Origin of the sequence: Candidatus Kapaibacterium sp. (assembly GCA_023957315.1) — a bacterium.
Taxonomy (GTDB): Bacteria; Bacteroidota; Ignavibacteria; order Kapaibacteriales; family UBA2268; genus PGYU01.
Window position 1 is genome coordinate 117,533 of record JAMLHE010000008.1, and the last position, 17,324, is coordinate 134,856.

18 protein-coding genes are annotated in these 17,324 nt (G+C 37.7%); 10 read left to right on the forward strand and 8 right to left on the reverse strand.

Going from position 1 to position 17,324, the window contains the following annotated elements; genetic code table 11:
- The first annotated feature begins 24 nt into the window (after positions 1-24).
- The 4 genes from M9949_10040 to M9949_10055 are packed head-to-tail and all read left to right on the forward strand — an operon-like array spanning position 25 to position 2,606.
- Positions 25-633 (forward strand): hypothetical protein, encoded by a 609-nt coding sequence (locus M9949_10040; GenBank protein MCO5251744.1) that lies wholly within the window; start codon positions 25-27, stop codon positions 631-633.
- Entirely contained in the window at positions 614-880 is a 267-nt protein-coding gene (locus M9949_10045) for a hypothetical protein (protein ID MCO5251745.1), read from the forward strand. The genes M9949_10040 and M9949_10045 overlap by 20 nt, the downstream gene beginning before the upstream one ends.
- Before the next feature lie 2 nt (positions 881-882).
- Positions 883-1,635: a sulfite exporter TauE/SafE family protein gene (locus tag M9949_10050; protein MCO5251746.1), complete on the forward strand. Its 753-nt coding sequence runs from the start codon at positions 883-885 to the stop codon at positions 1,633-1,635.
- Complete coding sequence (locus tag M9949_10055) at positions 1,635-2,606, forward strand: hypothetical protein (GenBank protein ID MCO5251747.1); 972 nt, start codon at positions 1,635-1,637, stop codon at positions 2,604-2,606. The genes M9949_10050 and M9949_10055 overlap by 1 nt, the downstream gene beginning before the upstream one ends.
- Here M9949_10055 and M9949_10060 read toward each other — a convergent pair.
- Positions 2,599-3,372, reverse strand: coding sequence for a hypothetical protein (locus M9949_10060; GenBank protein MCO5251748.1), 774 nt, complete (start codon positions 3,370-3,372; stop codon positions 2,599-2,601). The genes M9949_10055 and M9949_10060 overlap by 8 nt on opposite strands.
- Before the next feature lie 54 nt (positions 3,373-3,426).
- Between M9949_10060 and M9949_10065 the strand changes: the two genes are divergently transcribed.
- Together M9949_10065 and ribD are read left to right on the forward strand one after the other, a co-directional pair.
- Entirely contained in the window at positions 3,427-3,882 is a 456-nt protein-coding gene (locus tag M9949_10065) for a BsuPI-related putative proteinase inhibitor (GenBank protein ID MCO5251749.1), read from the forward strand.
- A gap of 23 nt (positions 3,883-3,905) precedes the next feature.
- Positions 3,906-4,979, forward strand: a complete 1,074-nt coding sequence (gene ribD, locus M9949_10070; GenBank protein ID MCO5251750.1) for a bifunctional diaminohydroxyphosphoribosylaminopyrimidine deaminase/5-amino-6-(5-phosphoribosylamino)uracil reductase RibD — start codon at positions 3,906-3,908, stop codon at positions 4,977-4,979.
- A gap of 1 nt (position 4,980) precedes the next feature.
- On the opposite strand, the gene M9949_10075 is transcribed toward ribD, so the two are convergent.
- The 7 genes from M9949_10075 to M9949_10105 form a co-directional block, all read right to left on the reverse strand.
- A complete protein-coding gene (locus tag M9949_10075; protein ID MCO5251751.1) occupies positions 4,981-8,031 on the reverse strand; it encodes a hypothetical protein in 3,051 nt (1,016 codons plus the stop codon).
- A 5-nt stretch (positions 8,032-8,036) separates the two neighbouring features.
- On the reverse strand, positions 8,037-8,882 hold the full coding sequence (locus M9949_10080) for a hypothetical protein (protein MCO5251752.1): 846 nt from the start codon (positions 8,880-8,882) through the stop codon (positions 8,037-8,039).
- 18 nt (positions 8,883-8,900) lie between these two features.
- Complete coding sequence (locus M9949_10085; protein MCO5251753.1) at positions 8,901-10,025, reverse strand: hypothetical protein; 1,125 nt, start codon at positions 10,023-10,025, stop codon at positions 8,901-8,903.
- Positions 10,022-10,600, reverse strand: a complete 579-nt coding sequence (locus M9949_10090) for a hypothetical protein (protein MCO5251754.1) — start codon at positions 10,598-10,600, stop codon at positions 10,022-10,024. Before M9949_10090 ends, M9949_10085 begins: the two co-directional genes overlap by 4 nt.
- 67 nt (positions 10,601-10,667) lie before the next feature.
- Positions 10,668-11,522 (reverse strand): type I methionyl aminopeptidase, encoded by an 855-nt coding sequence (gene map / locus M9949_10095; GenBank protein MCO5251755.1) that lies wholly within the window; start codon positions 11,520-11,522, stop codon positions 10,668-10,670.
- Between the two features lie 23 nt (positions 11,523-11,545).
- Complete coding sequence (locus M9949_10100; GenBank protein ID MCO5251756.1) at positions 11,546-12,364, reverse strand: phosphate ABC transporter substrate-binding protein; 819 nt, start codon at positions 12,362-12,364, stop codon at positions 11,546-11,548.
- Positions 12,365-12,366: 2 nt separating this feature from the next.
- The gene (locus M9949_10105) at positions 12,367-13,986 is read right to left on the reverse strand and encodes a M28 family peptidase (GenBank protein MCO5251757.1); all 1,620 of its coding nucleotides are present in this window, start codon (positions 13,984-13,986) and stop codon (positions 12,367-12,369) included.
- Between the two features lie 163 nt (positions 13,987-14,149).
- Here M9949_10105 and pepF point away from each other — a divergent pair, with 163 nt between their 5' ends.
- The 4 genes from pepF (at position 14,150) to M9949_10125 (ending at position 17,238) form a co-directional block, all read left to right on the forward strand.
- A complete protein-coding gene (pepF, locus tag M9949_10110; protein MCO5251758.1) occupies positions 14,150-16,021 on the forward strand; it encodes an oligoendopeptidase F in 1,872 nt (623 codons plus the stop codon).
- Positions 16,022-16,270: 249 nt separating this feature from the next.
- Positions 16,271-16,441 carry a type II toxin-antitoxin system HicB family antitoxin gene (locus M9949_10115; GenBank protein MCO5251759.1) on the forward strand — a complete coding sequence of 57 codons (171 nt, stop codon included), beginning with the start codon at positions 16,271-16,273 and terminating at the stop codon, positions 16,439-16,441.
- Between the two features lie 358 nt (positions 16,442-16,799).
- Entirely contained in the window at positions 16,800-17,033 is a 234-nt protein-coding gene (locus tag M9949_10120) for a type II toxin-antitoxin system HicB family antitoxin (protein ID MCO5251760.1), read from the forward strand.
- Positions 17,026-17,238 (forward strand): type II toxin-antitoxin system HicA family toxin, encoded by a 213-nt coding sequence (locus M9949_10125; protein ID MCO5251761.1) that lies wholly within the window; start codon positions 17,026-17,028, stop codon positions 17,236-17,238. Before M9949_10120 ends, M9949_10125 begins: the two co-directional genes overlap by 8 nt.
- Positions 17,239-17,324 lie beyond the last annotated feature (86 nt).

The following is a 17,324-nucleotide window of genomic DNA, read 5'->3' on the forward strand; positions in this document are numbered from 1 at the left end:
CCATAAATTTTTGGAGAATGACGATTGACAGAGTCATTAATTTGTGATTTCTTTGTATTTTTGGAGATGATAAAATATACTGAAATTAGCAATCTTGAACGATTTTTCGTTGCCTTATTAGTTACAGGTTTTATGATTTGGTTCGGAGGCACAATAATCCGAACAGCTTTAGCATACGATTTATTCGATACAGGTACTATCAGCATCCGTCAAGACCTCAGGCAAGACCAAGGAACCGTAGGATACAACATATATTTGTTTGCTCAAGCATCTCTATATACCAATATTGCGTACGCTATCAGTTTTATTTCCATTATTTTCCTTACAATTCGATTCCGTAAAGTACTCAAGTATCAAGGCTGGCTCTTCATGTCAATAGTATTGTTCTTGCTGAATTTACCAATTGAGGCATATTATATATTCTTAGATTATCAACTTAGTATTGAGATATTTTTTAGGAATGAATTTGTTTACTATACCTCTCCAATATTCAGAAAACTGTTCTTAGTCAGATTCGAGAATATAGTTCTGTCAATTTTGAAGGGAATATCATTTATGTCGGCAATCACGATTATAATTTTATGTGTATGGCAACCATTGCGTAAGGAATATCGTGAAGAACTTGGAAGCTGACGGAAAGTTGGATATGCTTATTGAGCAAGCCAAGAAATTGGGGTTTGCGGTAAGAAAAGAGAGTGGAACTTTTGAAAGTAGCTTTTGCAATCTAAACAACAAAAAAATCATTCTCATAAATAAAGATGATGATGATGAAAGCATTATCAAATTATTTGTCGAAAATTTTTTAGAACTTGATTTGAATGATGTATATTTAATGCCGGCTGTGAGAGATTATATTGAAAATTACAAGAGTAAAGAATAATATTGCCGATTGAGATAGACCTAATCCAAACTTTACTGCTTTTGATAGCAGGATTTGCATCCGGTTTCTTAAATGTAACAGCCGGTGGTGGTTCGGCATTGACATTGCCATTGTTGATTTTTCTTGGGCTTGATTCAGCTACTGCAAATGGCACAAACCGCGTAGCTATCGTCGTCCAGAGCTTGTCCGCAATTGCATCTTTCAAATCCGACAAATATTCGGAATTTGGCAAGAGCATGAAATTAGCTGCTATTACATTGCCCGGTGGTATTTTGGGAGCGGTGACGGCATTGCAAATGAACGACGAAGTGTTCAATAAGGTACTTGGTGTGATTATGCTCGTTATCATCATTTCGATGATTATTCCCACACCCAAGAAAGGCAAGGGGCAAGAAGTTCCGCCCAATTTCTGGACATTTTTGGCAATGTTCGGCGTCGGGCTTTACGGCGGATTCATACAAGTCGGTGTGGGATTTATGATGATGGCAATCATGCAAAAAATGTTGAAGATGGAACTTACGCGAGTAAATATGCACAAAGTTTTTATAGCATTCGTATTCACAACTCCGGCAATGATTGTATTTATGATTAGCGGACACGTTAATTATTTGCTTGGAATCGTCTTAGCAATAGGAAATGCAATTGGTGCATTAGTTGCTGCAAAAATTTCTGTAAGAAAAGGTGAGAAATTTATCAAAATTTTCCTTATATTATCAATGATAATTATGGCAATCAAACTTTTTGATTTTATTTAATGAAAATTATCCTCAAAATATTGCGGATTTTTACGAAAAGGGCATTCATCGGTGCTTTGTTATTTGCTATTGCATTATGGAGCTATACCAGTCTGAATACGAATTATTCTACTTATGTTGATATACCGCTTTCAGTAAAATTGCCTCCTACTCGCGCGATTGAAAAAGAACTGCCGGCTACCATTTCAGTTGAAAGTCGTGGGACAGGTTGGAATTTGTTCAACTTATTATATCTTAATAACAGCAAAAGAGCAAACGTTGATTTGAGCGACACCAGAATTGAAGATAGCATATTTACAATTGGCAGGTCTGATTTTTTGAAAGGAATCGAGTCTTTTGAAACGGTAGAACTTGCCGATGTAATACCGAGTTCATTAACATTACGTACAGGCAGAATCGGCGAATATGTCGTGCCAATTGTTTCCATGGTAGAAATAACTCCAAAAGACGGGTTTTCATTAGTAGGCGATATAAGACTCAAGCCTGATAGCATCAGAATCATTGGTAATGATAAAATCACATCGCAGATAAAATCTTGGAGCACAAAAGTTTTGAAAATTGAAGGAGCAAACAAACCTATAAGAGGAATAGTGGAATTATCCGATTCATTAGGTGATATCATTAACTTCAATACTCGAGAAATCCAATTCTATGCTGACGTTCAATTAACTTTGGAAAGAACTTTTTATGATATTCCCATTATTGTCCGAGACGGTACAATGCCGAGAAACAGTTCGATTACTCCCAACAAAATTGACATCACAGTAAGAGGTGGATTAGAGCAAGTCAAAAATCTTAATGTCGAAAACTTATCTGTATATTTGGATTTCACGACTATAGCCAAAGATAAATCGGGGATATTGATTCCAAATATTGAATTTCCGCCCGATATCGAAGTAATTCAGGTCAATCCGCCATATGTTTATCACATAATCTTGTTAAGGCAATCCAAACTAAGCGGAATTAATTAAGATTTTTAACAAAGTCAACATAAAATTGTCGCGTAAGACCATTTTGATGTTTCACGCTATTTGTCAAATCGCGAATTTTCATTCCCAAAGTAACACCATCAACAATTGAAAATCGAAGAGCAGCATTAACTCTACCACGATGGTTGAGCAGTTTTTCGTCTTCGTCAAGAGTTAAATCAAATTCTAAATTCAAAGCAACAAACTTTCCGATAGATTGCTCAAAACCAAAGAAAACATCAGGCGAACGCAGTGACTCCTTGGGTTCAAACGAATAATTCACTCCCGAATGAAAAGATAGTTCGCCCATATTCCATATAAAACTCTTACTAATTGCGAGGAAAAAACCCGGAGAATGGTCAACAAATCTATCTTGTGAATTAATGTAATTACCACCTCCCTGCGAACGGAAACCTATTGCGATTGCAGGGAGATTCACTCTCTCGTCAAGAAAGCGATATTTGGCGGTAATACCCGGCAAATTTTGCATTTCAGGTGTCGAATTGCCAATTATTCCATTTCCGCCATAGGCGACACCTACAAGGAACGATTGAAATGGTGCGTAAGAAGCCTCGAAATATAAGCCACCTGACGGCAAGAAATTGATTACTCCGGCTCCGTGACGAACAGGCAGCATCCCGGCTGTAGGTAAGTCAACAATCAAATCAGTTTCGTATTTTGGGCTTGTGCCCGCTTTGCCCGGCGATGACGCTGAAACTGTATAAATCACAGCAAAAAACATAACAAAAGTTAGAATAAATTTTATCATTTAAGAATCGTCTTATTATTTTGTAACATTCAATTATTATGGAGCGACGCAACCATGAAAAGTATAGTATATCTGACAATCGTAATAGCATTTTCGTTGGCAATGATGAATTGTTCCAGTTCTAAAAGCGCCGGCAACAGTTCTGCTGAACCACTGACATTATTACCTTCAGTAAAAGAACAAACTTCTGATTTTGTTACTTTTGCTGTAAAAGCAGTGCGGAATCGAATTGTAGATGGTGAATATTTACCAAGTTCGGAGGATATAAGAATCTATATCAGCGATTCAAATGGCAAACAAGTTTGGAATTCAGATTATAATATGAATTTCACTATGGCTATCGGTGATGTGAGACCCAAAAAAGTCGGTGACACACACGAATATACCGCAGTCTGGAACAAAAAAGACAATGACGGAAAACGCATGCAACCGGGTGTTTACAATGCGAGAATGGTAATTCCTGCTCAACCAAACAACTATTCGGTCAATTTCGCTTTCAGTATGGATTAGTCTTGCTTACTCACGAATTTTTTATGCGACAGGCTTTGGATTTAGCCAAGAACGGCACGGGATTGGTGAGTCCGAATCCTTTGGTCGGTGCACTTATCGTCAAAAAAAGTAAAATTATTGCCGAAGGTTGGCATCACTCTTATGGTATGCCTCATGCTGAGCGAGATGCAATAAGCAAATGCGATGGCATTGATTTGACTGATGCAATTTTGTACGTCAATTTAGAACCTTGTTCGCATCATGGCAAACAGCCACCTTGCACAGATGTCATCATTGAAAACAAATTCAAAACAGTCGTGATAGCTTCAAATGACCCAAATCCAAATGTATCAGGCGGTGGCAGTAGCATTTTGCGAAAAGCCGGAATCGAAGTCATTGAAGGAGTTATGAAGAGTGAATCTGATTGGCTGAACCGCTTCTTTTTCAAACATATTACAAGTGGCTCACCGTACGTAATTCTAAAAGCAGGGCAAACAGCAGACGGATTTACAGCACTCGAAAACGGACAATCAAAATGGATTACAAGCCTTGGGAGCAGAACCGAAGCACACAAATTGAGAGCCCAGGTTGATGCTGTAATGGTCGGCACCAATACTGCCGAGAAAGACAATCCCGAGCTTACTGTTCGCCACGTGGAAGGCAGAAATCCTTGGCGAATTGTACTTGACAAAAATTTAAAACTCGAAAAATCTTTAAAATTATTTCAAACAAATGATAATCACCGAACTATAATTTGTTGTTCACCGGAATTGTCCGGAACTGACAAAGCCACCGAACTTCGAGATATGGGAAATGAAGTATTAGTATCAAATTTAGACGAAACCGGTAAATTGGATATTAAGAATGTTTTTGAGAAATTGGAACGGCAGTACAAAATCACATCCATTTTGGTGGAAGGCGGTGCGACACTTCATTCAACGATTCTCGAAAAGGAAATTGCCGATGAATTGCAAATATTCATAGCACCGAAATTTTTCGGAAGCGGCATAAGCTCCTTCGGACAAGTCAGAGTTCAAAGTGTAGATGAAGCTCCTACATTTAAATTAAAGTACCTTCAACAAATTGAAGATGACATACATGCCATTTTTGTCAAATAGTCTATTCGGATTGAATTAACTCCACTACAAATCCCGGATAATCTTCAATTCGGATATTACTTCGCCTTATAAACGAATCTTGCTTAGTTCGCGCTTCATCAGGCGAGAAACTACTTTCAGTCCTTACTATATACTTTTGCTCCCCTTCGGATTCGGATTGTTCAATCATCAATTTGGTGTCGGTGACTTCATTCAACATTACCATGATTAATTGGGCAACGTTGATATCGTTATACGAGCCAAAATAAATTATAAAACGCTCATTTTGTTTTGGAATTATTTTAGTATCTGAAGTTGTTTTTTCGCGTTTTGGATTTGATGAACTTACAATCATTTCATAATCCAAACAAGGCAGCGATTTGTTGCAACAAGGAGATTCGACCAATTTTCCGGCTTGATAATACAAATTATTGATACGCAAATCAATCCTGCGAATTGTATCGAGCATGTAAAGTGATGAGTCCACATTGCGGATATATTTTGGGATTTTGAAATCAGTCGGGTCGAAGTAATTCCCTTTGATTAAAAGAATAATTTTAGCATTTTCGATACTCGCTTGAGGGTCGAAAGTTCCAACATTGGATTGGCTCGAGCCAAGAGTACGATTGTCGGGCAATAATACTTTTCCTTGTGCAAAATAATCGTAAAATGCAGAGCCGAATTTTTTGGTATCAAGCAAACGTGTGATTAATTCATGATAGCCGTAATAGGCTCTGAGTTTGGATAATGTGTCATTGTTCATATTCAGTAAATCGCCTGATTGAATACTCACTTTTTTGAAACTAACATCATAATGAGAAGCCGATTCGTTCAAAACACCTTCGTAATAATCAACATCATCACCGATGTACCAACCTCGTCTAACGGGGCGTTTATCGCTCCAAGCATCGAGGGAAATAATCAATTTCTCGTTACCGGATATACTGTCAACGATATTGAAAGCCGGAATTATTCTGCGATTGATAATTTCAGCCATCATATCCAAGTTTTTGTCAACAATTTTAGCAAATTTTTCATATTCGTAAATTCTGCTTTGGCGGCGTTCGGGAGAATTGGTGAAATATTGATTATTTCTATGTAATTCAACCCATTTAGCTTCGGCAAATTCGCGTCTGCCCAATTTATTCATGTCGCGTCTGAAATTGCTCAAAGTGTTTACTTCCCAAAAACCTGTTTGGTAGTAGGGTACGTTTTGTTCGTAACCGGTCATGAATTCTGTAAACTCGCAATAGCAAGGCGGCTTGACAAAATATTCGGGCAAAACATAGACTGTATCGTAAAAAACAAGATTATCTCCACTGCGAGGTGACACACTCCATCCCCCATTTTTGGAAACTTCAGAATTCGCTCCTGCACCTGATAATCGAGCATTTGAGGCTTGTGAAACAGTTTTCGGAGTTTGTCGGCGGAGCTTATCATAACTTGAAACGATAGTGATTTCTTGGTCATATTCCATCATCTCATCGACTAATCGCGGATTAGTGATAACAGTAGTTTGGGCATGTTGAACGTTCAATTTTCTGTCAAAAACCAATGTTTCGCTGTAGCTTGTGTCATACTGAAGCTTTTGCAATTTTTCAAAATCCGCTAAACCGGATTTCAAATTATTTACCACTCTTTTCTCTGTAGAAATTTCTCGCCCGATTACAACAATTGTATCATTTGGGATGAGATAGCCCGAGAGAACTTTGGCAGATTCGGATTCACAATCAAGCATGTTAAAATGCGACCCACCCTTGATGAAATATTGTTTCCCGCTTTTTATTTCAAATTCAGTTTGGCTCATATCTCGTGATTCGATTTCATTGCCATTATTATCAAACAAGCTGATAACAGGCATTCTTACAGGTTCGTCCGGATTTGCAAGATTGATTAGAGCCACATTCATTTTGACTGTTGGCGGTTCAGGTGCAGGGCAGTTCATGAATTCGGGCAATAGTAATCTATAAATGTCATAGGAGCCGGCATTTGCGATAATTGTACCGCCAATTTTCACCTGTTTGTCCGACTTCGAATCATAACGATTTGAACTAAAGTAAATCAAATTTGGAGAGGATAAGCCGTGTGGCAAAGGAACTAAAGGAAATCTGTCATCGGAAAAAGAGTTAATTGTATTGATGTCAGACCTGCTTTCATTCGCTTTTTCCCCCAGTAATTGTGCATCATCAAGAACCTTAATTTCAAATTTGTTATAATCAATTGCCAATTTGGTGTAAAAAATATCAAAATCACCCGCTTGGGATTTCAATCTGTCGGAGGAAAAAAGCAGAAATGGATTGCAACACGAGCAATATATAAAAGGCGTGCCTTCGTTGTATTCAGTATTTATGTTTTGTGCTAAAGTTTTGACTTCAGACCAAGTACCATCGGCAAATCTAAAAGCGTAGAATAAATCAGCATTTCCGCCGGGAAATTTTTTGCCGCTCAAACTAATTCGTTCGGCAAAGGGTGCGTTTCTGTCGGATGACCAGAGCAACAATGTAACGCACGAACCATCCGATAAAGTGTCCGTGATTGCAGTCGGATGCGAATCCCAGAAAATTGAATTAATGGGCGAATCTAAAATTTTAAATTCAAACTTACCTTCGCGATTTTTATAAAATTCAAACAAATCTGCGCCACCAACATTTTTTGATTCGGGTGAAAATGGCAAATTCAAATTTTTTGCCAAATCGAATGAAATTGGATGTGCAAATGCGGCGAATCCTTTGTCAACACCTGTAAATACGATAGATTCAATATTTTTGGTCAAAAAATCAACAATTTCCTTGTTGAAATTTGAAACAGGAAACATTTGATTTATATATGCTGACGATGGCGATACAGATTGTTCGGAAAAATCATTGTTTGAATGTTCACGGTCGAAAGCCCCGCATATATCATATTCTTGGGATTTTTGAACAGGAGCCACTTCACTAAATTCTTTGTTTGCATTGGGTCTGCTATTGTTTAAATTGCCATCAGGGTATTTGTAGATTTTGTTCGAGCATGATGCTAACAAAATTGTAAGAAAAATAGCGAGTGAAATATTTGCAAAGTTTACATTAGGCATATGAATTATCCGATTCGGTTAAACATGATGGTGACTCGCCTCTTACGTGGCTCAAAAGTACCTTGAGAGACATCTGCAATTACAAACACAAAAAATTTCCCGTCAATTGCCTTATAAACAAAAACATCACCAATTTCGACAAGTATGTTCACAGCTTCTTCGCTGATGCTATTAAGCAATTTGTCAATCATATTTTGCGATGGAAAGGGTACACCGTCTTGGTTAGTTACAATTCGACCGTTTGCATCAATCACGTCAATATTTGTAGAATTATACGAAATGAATTCTGAGCCAACTAAGCCCTTGCCATACTCCTTCAAATCAGCCAATGCGGCATTAATTTGAGTTTCATTATTTTCAATATAGTCGCAAAACTCGTTAGCATTTTCGGATAAAAATTTAGGATTGATGCGTTGCAAACTACCCTTAAATCTTAGCAGTGCACGTAAATTTACCGGGTCGGCTGAAACAACCATCATATCCCCTTTCAAGTCCTTATTAATAGGATATGTATCGAGAATTACGGCGGAATACGGCGAGTCTTCGAAAGGTTCTGTAGCTAAAGCAATTACCTCACTATCAGCAAAACGCTCATCATTTGGCAATATTCCGGAATTCAAATCCGAACTTGGAAACTGATATGTATGTATCGAATACTCAGGAACCGGGACGAAGGTTGTATCATCAATTTGATTAATTCCGGGATTGAATTCGGTAATGGTTACTTCACGCACCTTGCAAATAATCGGAGCATCATAAGGCTCAAGAGGACATTCGCAACAGGAATTTGCCATAAAAATCAACAAAATTCCTATCGAAGCTGATATAAAGCATTTTTTAATATTTATCATTGTCATTTTCATCCTTCATTAATACCCGAGGGTTATACCTAATCTGAAAAAGAACATGTTCACTCTTCTTTTGGACGGAACATTTGAAAAGCCCGACGCATCTACGTATTCGCCTATTGCCAAAGACCTGTAACCAATATCGAAAGATAAATCAAACCAACATAAAGGCAAGGGAATATCAAGACCCGCACCTAAGCCCCAAGAAACCGGAAGCGAGACATCGAATTTGCTTTTATCTTCGATTCGGATTTGTTCGTTGCATTCTTCACAAATCGCTACTCTGAACAAATCGAGCGTTATATCATCAACTGCAAGCCCAAACTCGCCGAATAAAAAAGGTCTCATACAGAAAAAATCGTCGAAATGCCATCTGCCGTGCAGCAAAGCAAATGGGCGATAAAAATCATCCCCGACGAATGAATTATAAATCGGGACACCGCTGCTGAATACTACTCCGAGACCCCAATTTTCTGAACGGTAGCCGGCTGCAATATCTCCAAAATATGCCGAGCGCCCTTCGTAAACTTGTTGAGTCATATCAATATCAGTCAATTTTCGGTCGCGATAAGCCGCAATGCCACCGCGTAACTCCACAAAATAAGATTTGTAATCGCAATCGGGACAGTTCAAAGTAGGCAATACCAAAGGGCTACAATCGCAGAATTTAGTACTTGAATCTTTGCAGGGAATTTTGATTTTTTCAACCGGAACTTCACGTATTGTCGTTGGGTCAAGAGGATTATTAAAGCTTTCAAACCAATTTATATTTCCATGCTCATTTGGTGGCAAATCGGTTAATTTTGGTCCAATTAATTCGATGTCTTCAATTGGAATCATCTCTAAGGATTTTTTATCGGGTTGGAGAGAATCTAAAAATACAACATATTTTTGTGTTTCAAAAAGTTCATTTTCGGCGGTGCAATCCACAGGTTTTGTAACTTCGACTATTTTCAGGACAGTTCCGCGTAAAGTATTGCTGTTGCGGATAGCGACGAAATTACTATCGCGGTTGAAAATTTCATTGTATTTGTGAGTCGCTTCGGGTTTGATTCTTATTGCTTCGTCTGTACGTTCAAAACTGCTACACGAAACAATCATGGTAAAAATTATAAATGTAAATATTTTCACTAATTGTTTTTTCATAATCTTACGCTCAAATTTAGTCCCACAATCAGCGCATTAATTGTACTCCGAGCATCATCCTTGTATAGAAAGTTTGCAGAATTATATGTTGCATTTAGGTCAATCATCATACAAGCATTTAAAAAAGTGAACCCGTATGCAATGCCTACACCTGCATTTCCGCCAATACCAAATTTATCGGTTTCGGGTTGGAATGTATCGGAAATGCTCATAATCACACCCAAATTAATATAAGGAATGAATTTCCCGTTGCAACTATTATCGCCATAAATTGATACATCCGTTAAATTAAATTTGACATTTGGAGTAATCGCAAAATAATCTACGAGCGAGGGCGATTCGGCAGGCAGCGACTCAATTCTGTCGAATTCGAAATATTCAATCTTAGCTCCCCACCAAAGATTGCAAAAATAGTGGTTCTCGATTTGGAGATTGAATCCTATGCTTTCGTTATTTAAATCGGCGAAATCTTGGGTTGGAACGTACATCGAAGGACCCGCTCCCAAATAAAGTTGGGCTTGGAGACTTGAGCAAATCAACACCAAAAAACAAGTAATAAAAATATATCTCATCATATAGTGTGAAATTGAGTGATAGAATATTTTAAAAATAAATAAAAAAATTAGAATGCACAATTAATCATTAATAATTAATTGAATTTTCAATAGAAACAAAATCTTGAGGTTTGAAATATCCTCTACGAGTTAGAATTGATTCAATCTTAGAAAAATCGGAAAGCACAGTAGCTTTTCCATTCCTGATTGCGACGTTATGTTCGAAATGTGCCGAAGGCAAGCCGTCCCGAGTTACAATTGTCCATCCGTCTTCAAGTTTGAGTATTTTCGACGAACCGTGTGTCAGCATTGGTTCTATTGCCAATACAAATCCTGTTACAAGAATTGTACCGGAGCCTTTTTGTCCATGGTTCGGTATTTGGGGGAATTCGTGAATCTTTTTACCTATCCCGTGCCCGACTAATTCTTCAACAATTTGATAGCCGTTTCGCAAAGCGTGCTGCTGGATAGCAAAACTAATATCACCAACTTTATAATAGGATTTCATTTGTTCGATACCCAAAATCAAGCATTCATAAGTTACGGTGAGGAGTCTCTTTTTATCGTCGGAAATTTCGCCAATTCCGAAAGTGTAGGCTTGGTCAGAATAGAATTGGTGCATAATTGCACCACAATCAATCGAAATAATATCACCATCGCGAAGTTCTTTATTTCCGGGAATGCCATGAACAATTTCATCATTAATCGAAGTGCAAAGAGTGTTCGGATAGCCGTATAATCCTATAAATGCAGGAGTAGCTTTGTGGTCACGAATGAAAGTTTCAGCCAAACGGTCAAGTGTGATAGTCTGAATTCCGGGTTTAATTTCATCGGCGAGCATCGCAAGAGTATCTGAAACAATGCGAGCCGAATCTTGCATCAAATCAATTTCTGCATCGCTTTTGAAACTCACATTACCGAAAAATTTCTCGAGAATATTCATTCAATATTTTCAAATTGTGATAATTATTTATCCCAAATTGGAATAAATCCCATTTCCTTAATCAAATCTTGTGCTTGTTTGCTCAAACACCAATCCAAAAAATCTTTGACAGCCCCTCTGGGCGAGTTTATCGTATAAAATTGCAAATATCTTATTATTGGATATAAATCCTTAAGTACATTTTCGGTTGTAGGTTCGATACCATTAATGTTGAGATGCTTGACTCCTTCTACATAAGTTATGCCGCCATAACCAATTGCCAAAGAATCCTGGCTGATGATTTCAATCATATTGCTGAGTGATAGCGCCGAAGGAATATTTTTGCAATATTCATGTCCGTCAAGAACGTGAGTCAGAAAATATTCTCGCGTGCCGGAATTTTCTTGCCTGTTGATAGGACTGATTTTCAAGCCTGCCCATCCTAAATCACTCCAATTAGTGATTTCGCACTTGAAAATATTTTGCAATTGTTGCATTGAAAGCGATTGCACGGGGTTTTTGTTATTTACGTAAATACTTAAGGCATCTTTTGCGATTAGATGCGAAACTCCAACAGCGCTAAATTCATCGGCAAGCCGCTTTACTTCTTCGGGTTCAACATTACGTGATGCCATGCAAATGTCGGCAGATTTATCTTGAATTGCCTGAAATCCTGAGGCTGTGCCGCCGCTATAAACATAAATTGAAACATTGCGGTTGTTCTTCATGTATTCTGCGGCTAATCTAATCGAAAGCATATACATGGTATCAGAGCCTTTGATAATGATACGAGTAGGCTCCTTTGTAGTGGAGCTACACCCCAAAATTATCAAACCACAAACCAACAATGTTAAAATTTTCAAATTCATCTCCTTTCAGCCCTTGTTCTCAGTCTCTCAATTTCGAACTTTGTTCCTTCGTACCATTCGGGAACTTTTTCCGAATTGATTAATTCAATAGACAAACTTAACAAAAAATCTACATGTTGCAAAGCCGCATCGTAATTAATCATAAAATTTAAATCATCAAAAGGCGAATGATAATAGTTCACCATGTAGTCATACAAACGATAGAAACCGAATTCGTGGCTAATATTTTCATAATCTGTTCCTTCCATCACAAGCATCGAGGGAATTCCGGCTTGAGCAAAAATTGTTTGGTCGGAGCGATTAAAAGCACCCACTTTGCTTAATTCATATGGCAACAATTCTACATACAAATTATTTTTCTCCGCAACTTTATTTAATATTTCGTTCAATTCCGAGAAATCCGAACCGACACCAATGACAGAGTTAAAATTATCAATGAATGCAATGCCATCAATATTCAGATTTGCGATAGTTTTATACAATGGTACGACCGGATTTTTGGCATAATAAATACTACCGAGCAAACCTCTTTCCTCAGCAGTAGTGAACACTATTATAATATTTCTATTCAAATTATCGGCAAATAAATTCAACAATCTGGACAACTCCAACAATGCCGACACTCCCATTGCATTATCCAAAACACCATTATATATCGAATCGCCGTCAATCGGAACACCAATCCCAAGGTGGTCATAATGTGCAGAAAGCAACAAATACTCATCTTTGACATTTTCACCTCGCCCTTGGATAATTCCAACCACATTTGGAGCCAAAAAAGTCTTATCAGTATATTTCCCCTTGAATGAAAAAGTAGCTTTGGATTGACTTTCATTACTGAAATTTGAAAATCCGAATTCATCTTGTTCAATAGTAATCTCCAGACAGTCGAGAATTTTATCTGCTTTGGTATAAGGCATAATTATAGTTAAAATTTCTGAAGCTGTCTGAGCCAATGTCATCTCGGGCAAATTATATTCGAGCAACATGTCTGCCCAGGGTTTGAATCGTAAATCCTTCTCGGAAAGCAGTATTATACAAGCTTTTGCACCTCGAGCTAAAGCATATTTGGCTTTAGTTTGGAAATTTGAATATATAGTCGGATAAATGCCATTGAAATATTCGAGGTCTTCGGAATATGGCTCACCATTTAGCAAAACAACCACTTTGCCGCTTACATCAATATTTTGGTAATCATTATAATCAAATTCGGGAGCAAAAATCCCAAAACCGGCAAATACTATATCCAAAGGTCGTGGCAAATATGACATCATTCCGGTAGAATTGACAATATAATCTTCATAAAGAGCGAACTCAATAGTTTCATTACATTCAATTTTAAATTCGCTTTCAGGTAACACCGAAATTTCATGCAATGGGATATTTTGGAAGTATGAACCGTTCAAGCCCGGCAAAATGCCATAGTCAGCTAATCTGTTTGCTATCACTTCCGCAGCTTTATTCCCGATTTTGCCGTCGGTGGGTCTGCCCATCATCGAATCATGTCCCAAAGTATGAATAACTTCCCTGAAATTTATCGGATTAAGCGACAGAACACTTTGCATTAGAGGTTCACTTGCTGAATCCTTGCTACTAACCGGTAGATGAAAAATCATGAAAATTATCAGAATCTTTAATAATTTTTTTTCGTATTTATATAAAGTTGTCGTCAGCATAGTGTAACATAATCAATTTATTGATAATTTTGAAAATAAAAATGAAATAAATGAAAATGATTCTTTGTAAATATACTCTTTACGTACTTAAGGGAAAAACTTTATGAATAAGTTTAATATGATTTGGATTGTAATTTTTTGCATAATTGGAGCTTCCATGAAAACCTATACGCAAACCAAACTGCCCACGAGGGCTGAAATTGACGACAAATACAAGTGGAATACTGCCGATATTTTTGTTTCCGATGATGCTTGGGAACAGGAATTCGCACGTATAAAAAGTGAAATCCCCAAGATTCAACAGTTCAAAGGCAAATTTGCCGAATCGGCAAAATCCGTTTATGATTGCTTTGCTCTGACTGATAAAGTATCGGCGGCATTTTCGAAATTATACTTATACGTCGCTTTGTCGAGAGATACAGATTTGAACGAAGGCAAATTCCAAATGATGTACGACAGAATCCAAAAGCTCGGTTCGGAATTTTCTGCAGCGGCTTCGTTTATTACGCCTGAATTGATTGCCATTCCAAAAGAAAAATTCAATTCATATTTGAATGACAAGGTTTTGGCAGATTACAGGCACCGATTGGAATCAACTTACAAAATGCGCGACCATACTCTACCGGCAGACCAGGAACAACTTCTTGCAAAACTTAGTCCTGTATTCCAGACTGCAAGCAATACTTATTCGATTTTGAACGATGCTGAATTGCCTTTCCCAAATATCAAAATGAATGACGGAACGGAAATGCAAGTTTCACACGGTCGATACAGAGCAGCACTATTTGCATTGGACAGAAATTACCGCCGCGACGTTTACAAAGCCACTTATGAACCATACAGAGCATTAAAAGGGACAATGGCATCATTGTACAATTCCAGAGTAAAGCAAAGACTTGTGAATTCGGAAATTCGTAAGTATTCCTCCCCGATTGAAGCCGCTTTGAAAGGCAACGATATTCCGGTAGATGTTTACAAAAATTTAGTAAAATCCGTAAATAGCAACCTTGATGCACTGCACAAATGGGCAAAAATCAAAAAGACAGCTTTGAAATTAGACGAGCTACACCCATATGATACATATGTGACGCTCTTCCCTGCTACACAGCGTGAATATCAATATGACGAAGCTACCGAAATCGTACTAAAATCGCTCAAACCATTAGGCGACGAATACGTTAAACAAGTGAAATTCGGATTTGAAAATAGATGGATTGACGTTTACGAAACTCAGGGCAAACGCAGCGGAGCATATTCCAATAGTACAGGTGCAGGTCCTCACCCATTCATCTTGATGAATTGGAACAACACAATGGACGATATGTTCACATTGACTCATGAAATCGGGCACAATATGCACTCATTTTTCAGCGAGAAAAACCAACCATATCATTATACCGGATATTCGATTTTCGTAGCAGAAGTGGCATCAATTACAAACGAAGCATTATTGCTCGATTACTTGCTCGAAAATGCTAAAACAAAAGAAGAAAAAGCTGAACTACTCGAAAAATTCTTAATCTCAGCACAAATGACATTTTTCCGTCAAACACGATTCGCCGAATTTGAAATGTTGACACACGAAAAGGCTCAAAAAGGTGAAATATTGACAGCAGACCAACTGACTGAATTATTCGCCGAGCTATACCAAAAGTATTGGGGACCCGAAATGGTAACCGATGCTGAAGAAGGCTTATCATGGGCACGCGTTCATCATTTGGTAAAATACGATTTCTATGTTTACCAATACGCTACCGGATTTGTAGCAGCCCACGCTTTAGCCGAGCAAATCAAGAACGAAGGCGCCCCTGCAATCAAGCGCTATTTGGATTTCCTTTCTTCAGGTAGTTCGGATTACCCAATCAACGTATTGCAAAAAGCCGGAGTTGACATGAGCAGCCCCAAACCCATAGAACTTACGATACAAAAAATCAAACGCTACACCGAAGAATTAGAAAAGCTGATGAAATCGTAAATTCCATTCTGTACAAAAATATCTTAACAAACATAGCCCACGAATTCATTCGTGGGTTATGAATTTTAGGTCAATATTTCCACCCCGTCTGCTGCGCATACACCCCTCACCCTTCGACAGGCTCAGGGAGCGGGAATTTAAGATTTTGCCAATTTCGTCAGGTGTAACATCTGACGGGACGAAAAATATATCAAGTAATAAAAAATCTGCTAAACCGTATCAATATAGGTATAAAAGAAGGGAAAAAATATGGAAAACAAATTAAAACTTACCATTGTATATACGCCTTGCGAAGAAGGTGGCTATACCGCATATATTAAAGAAATGAGAGGTGTGATATCTGAAGGTGAGACTAAGGAAGAAGCTCGTGAAAATGTTTTAGATGCACTCGGTCTTATGTCCCCAGACATAATGAGCTGAAAAATAATACTTGTAAAGAAATCTGCAAACAACTCGTGATTCCCAATCCTTTTTAATTTATTCCGTTCTGTCAGGTGTTGCACCTGACGTGACGTATTGACTCTGAAAGAGTCACATATCTATAGCAAAATTGTTAACAATATACATTCGACCTCTTCGAGGTCGAACCGCCACCTATATAGATGATTTTCGATAAACATGTAATCCCTGCCGGGATTAATTCATAAAGAAATCTTGATTCTTCACTTCGTTCAGAATGACAAAATGTATAAGTTAGGTGTAACTCCTGACGGGAAAGGGAAAATATTAAGATTTACATTTCGTCGATTTTTATGATTTATTATTTTTAGGTTTTGATATGACATATAATAATTACAAGGTATTATTAAGACCAGAGCCGGAAGGTGGTTTTACAGTTTTAGTGCCCTCTTTGCCCGGATGTATCTCGTATGGTTCAACGCTTATTGAGGCAAAAATTATGGCTAAGGAAGCAATCGAACTATATTTAGAAAGCCTTTCAGAGCATAATGAATCTATTCCAAATGATAATGAAACCTTGGAGTATAGTGTTATGGTAGAATCTTATGCCTAAACTGCCATCATTGACGCCTACGGAAATTATGAAAATACTTCTTAAAAATGGCTTTTTGATTGACAGAATAAAAGGTAGTCACCACATTCTAATTAACCATGATACTAAAACAAGAGTCGTGATACCAATGCACAAAAAGGATTTGCCGAAAGGTACATTATATGAAATTATTAAGCAATCCGGTATTAAAATCGAAGAGTTTTAATAATTTCCGTTTCGTCAGGTGAAACATTTATTGACTCTGAAAGAGTCACATGTTTATAGCAAAATCGTTGATGATATGAATTCGAC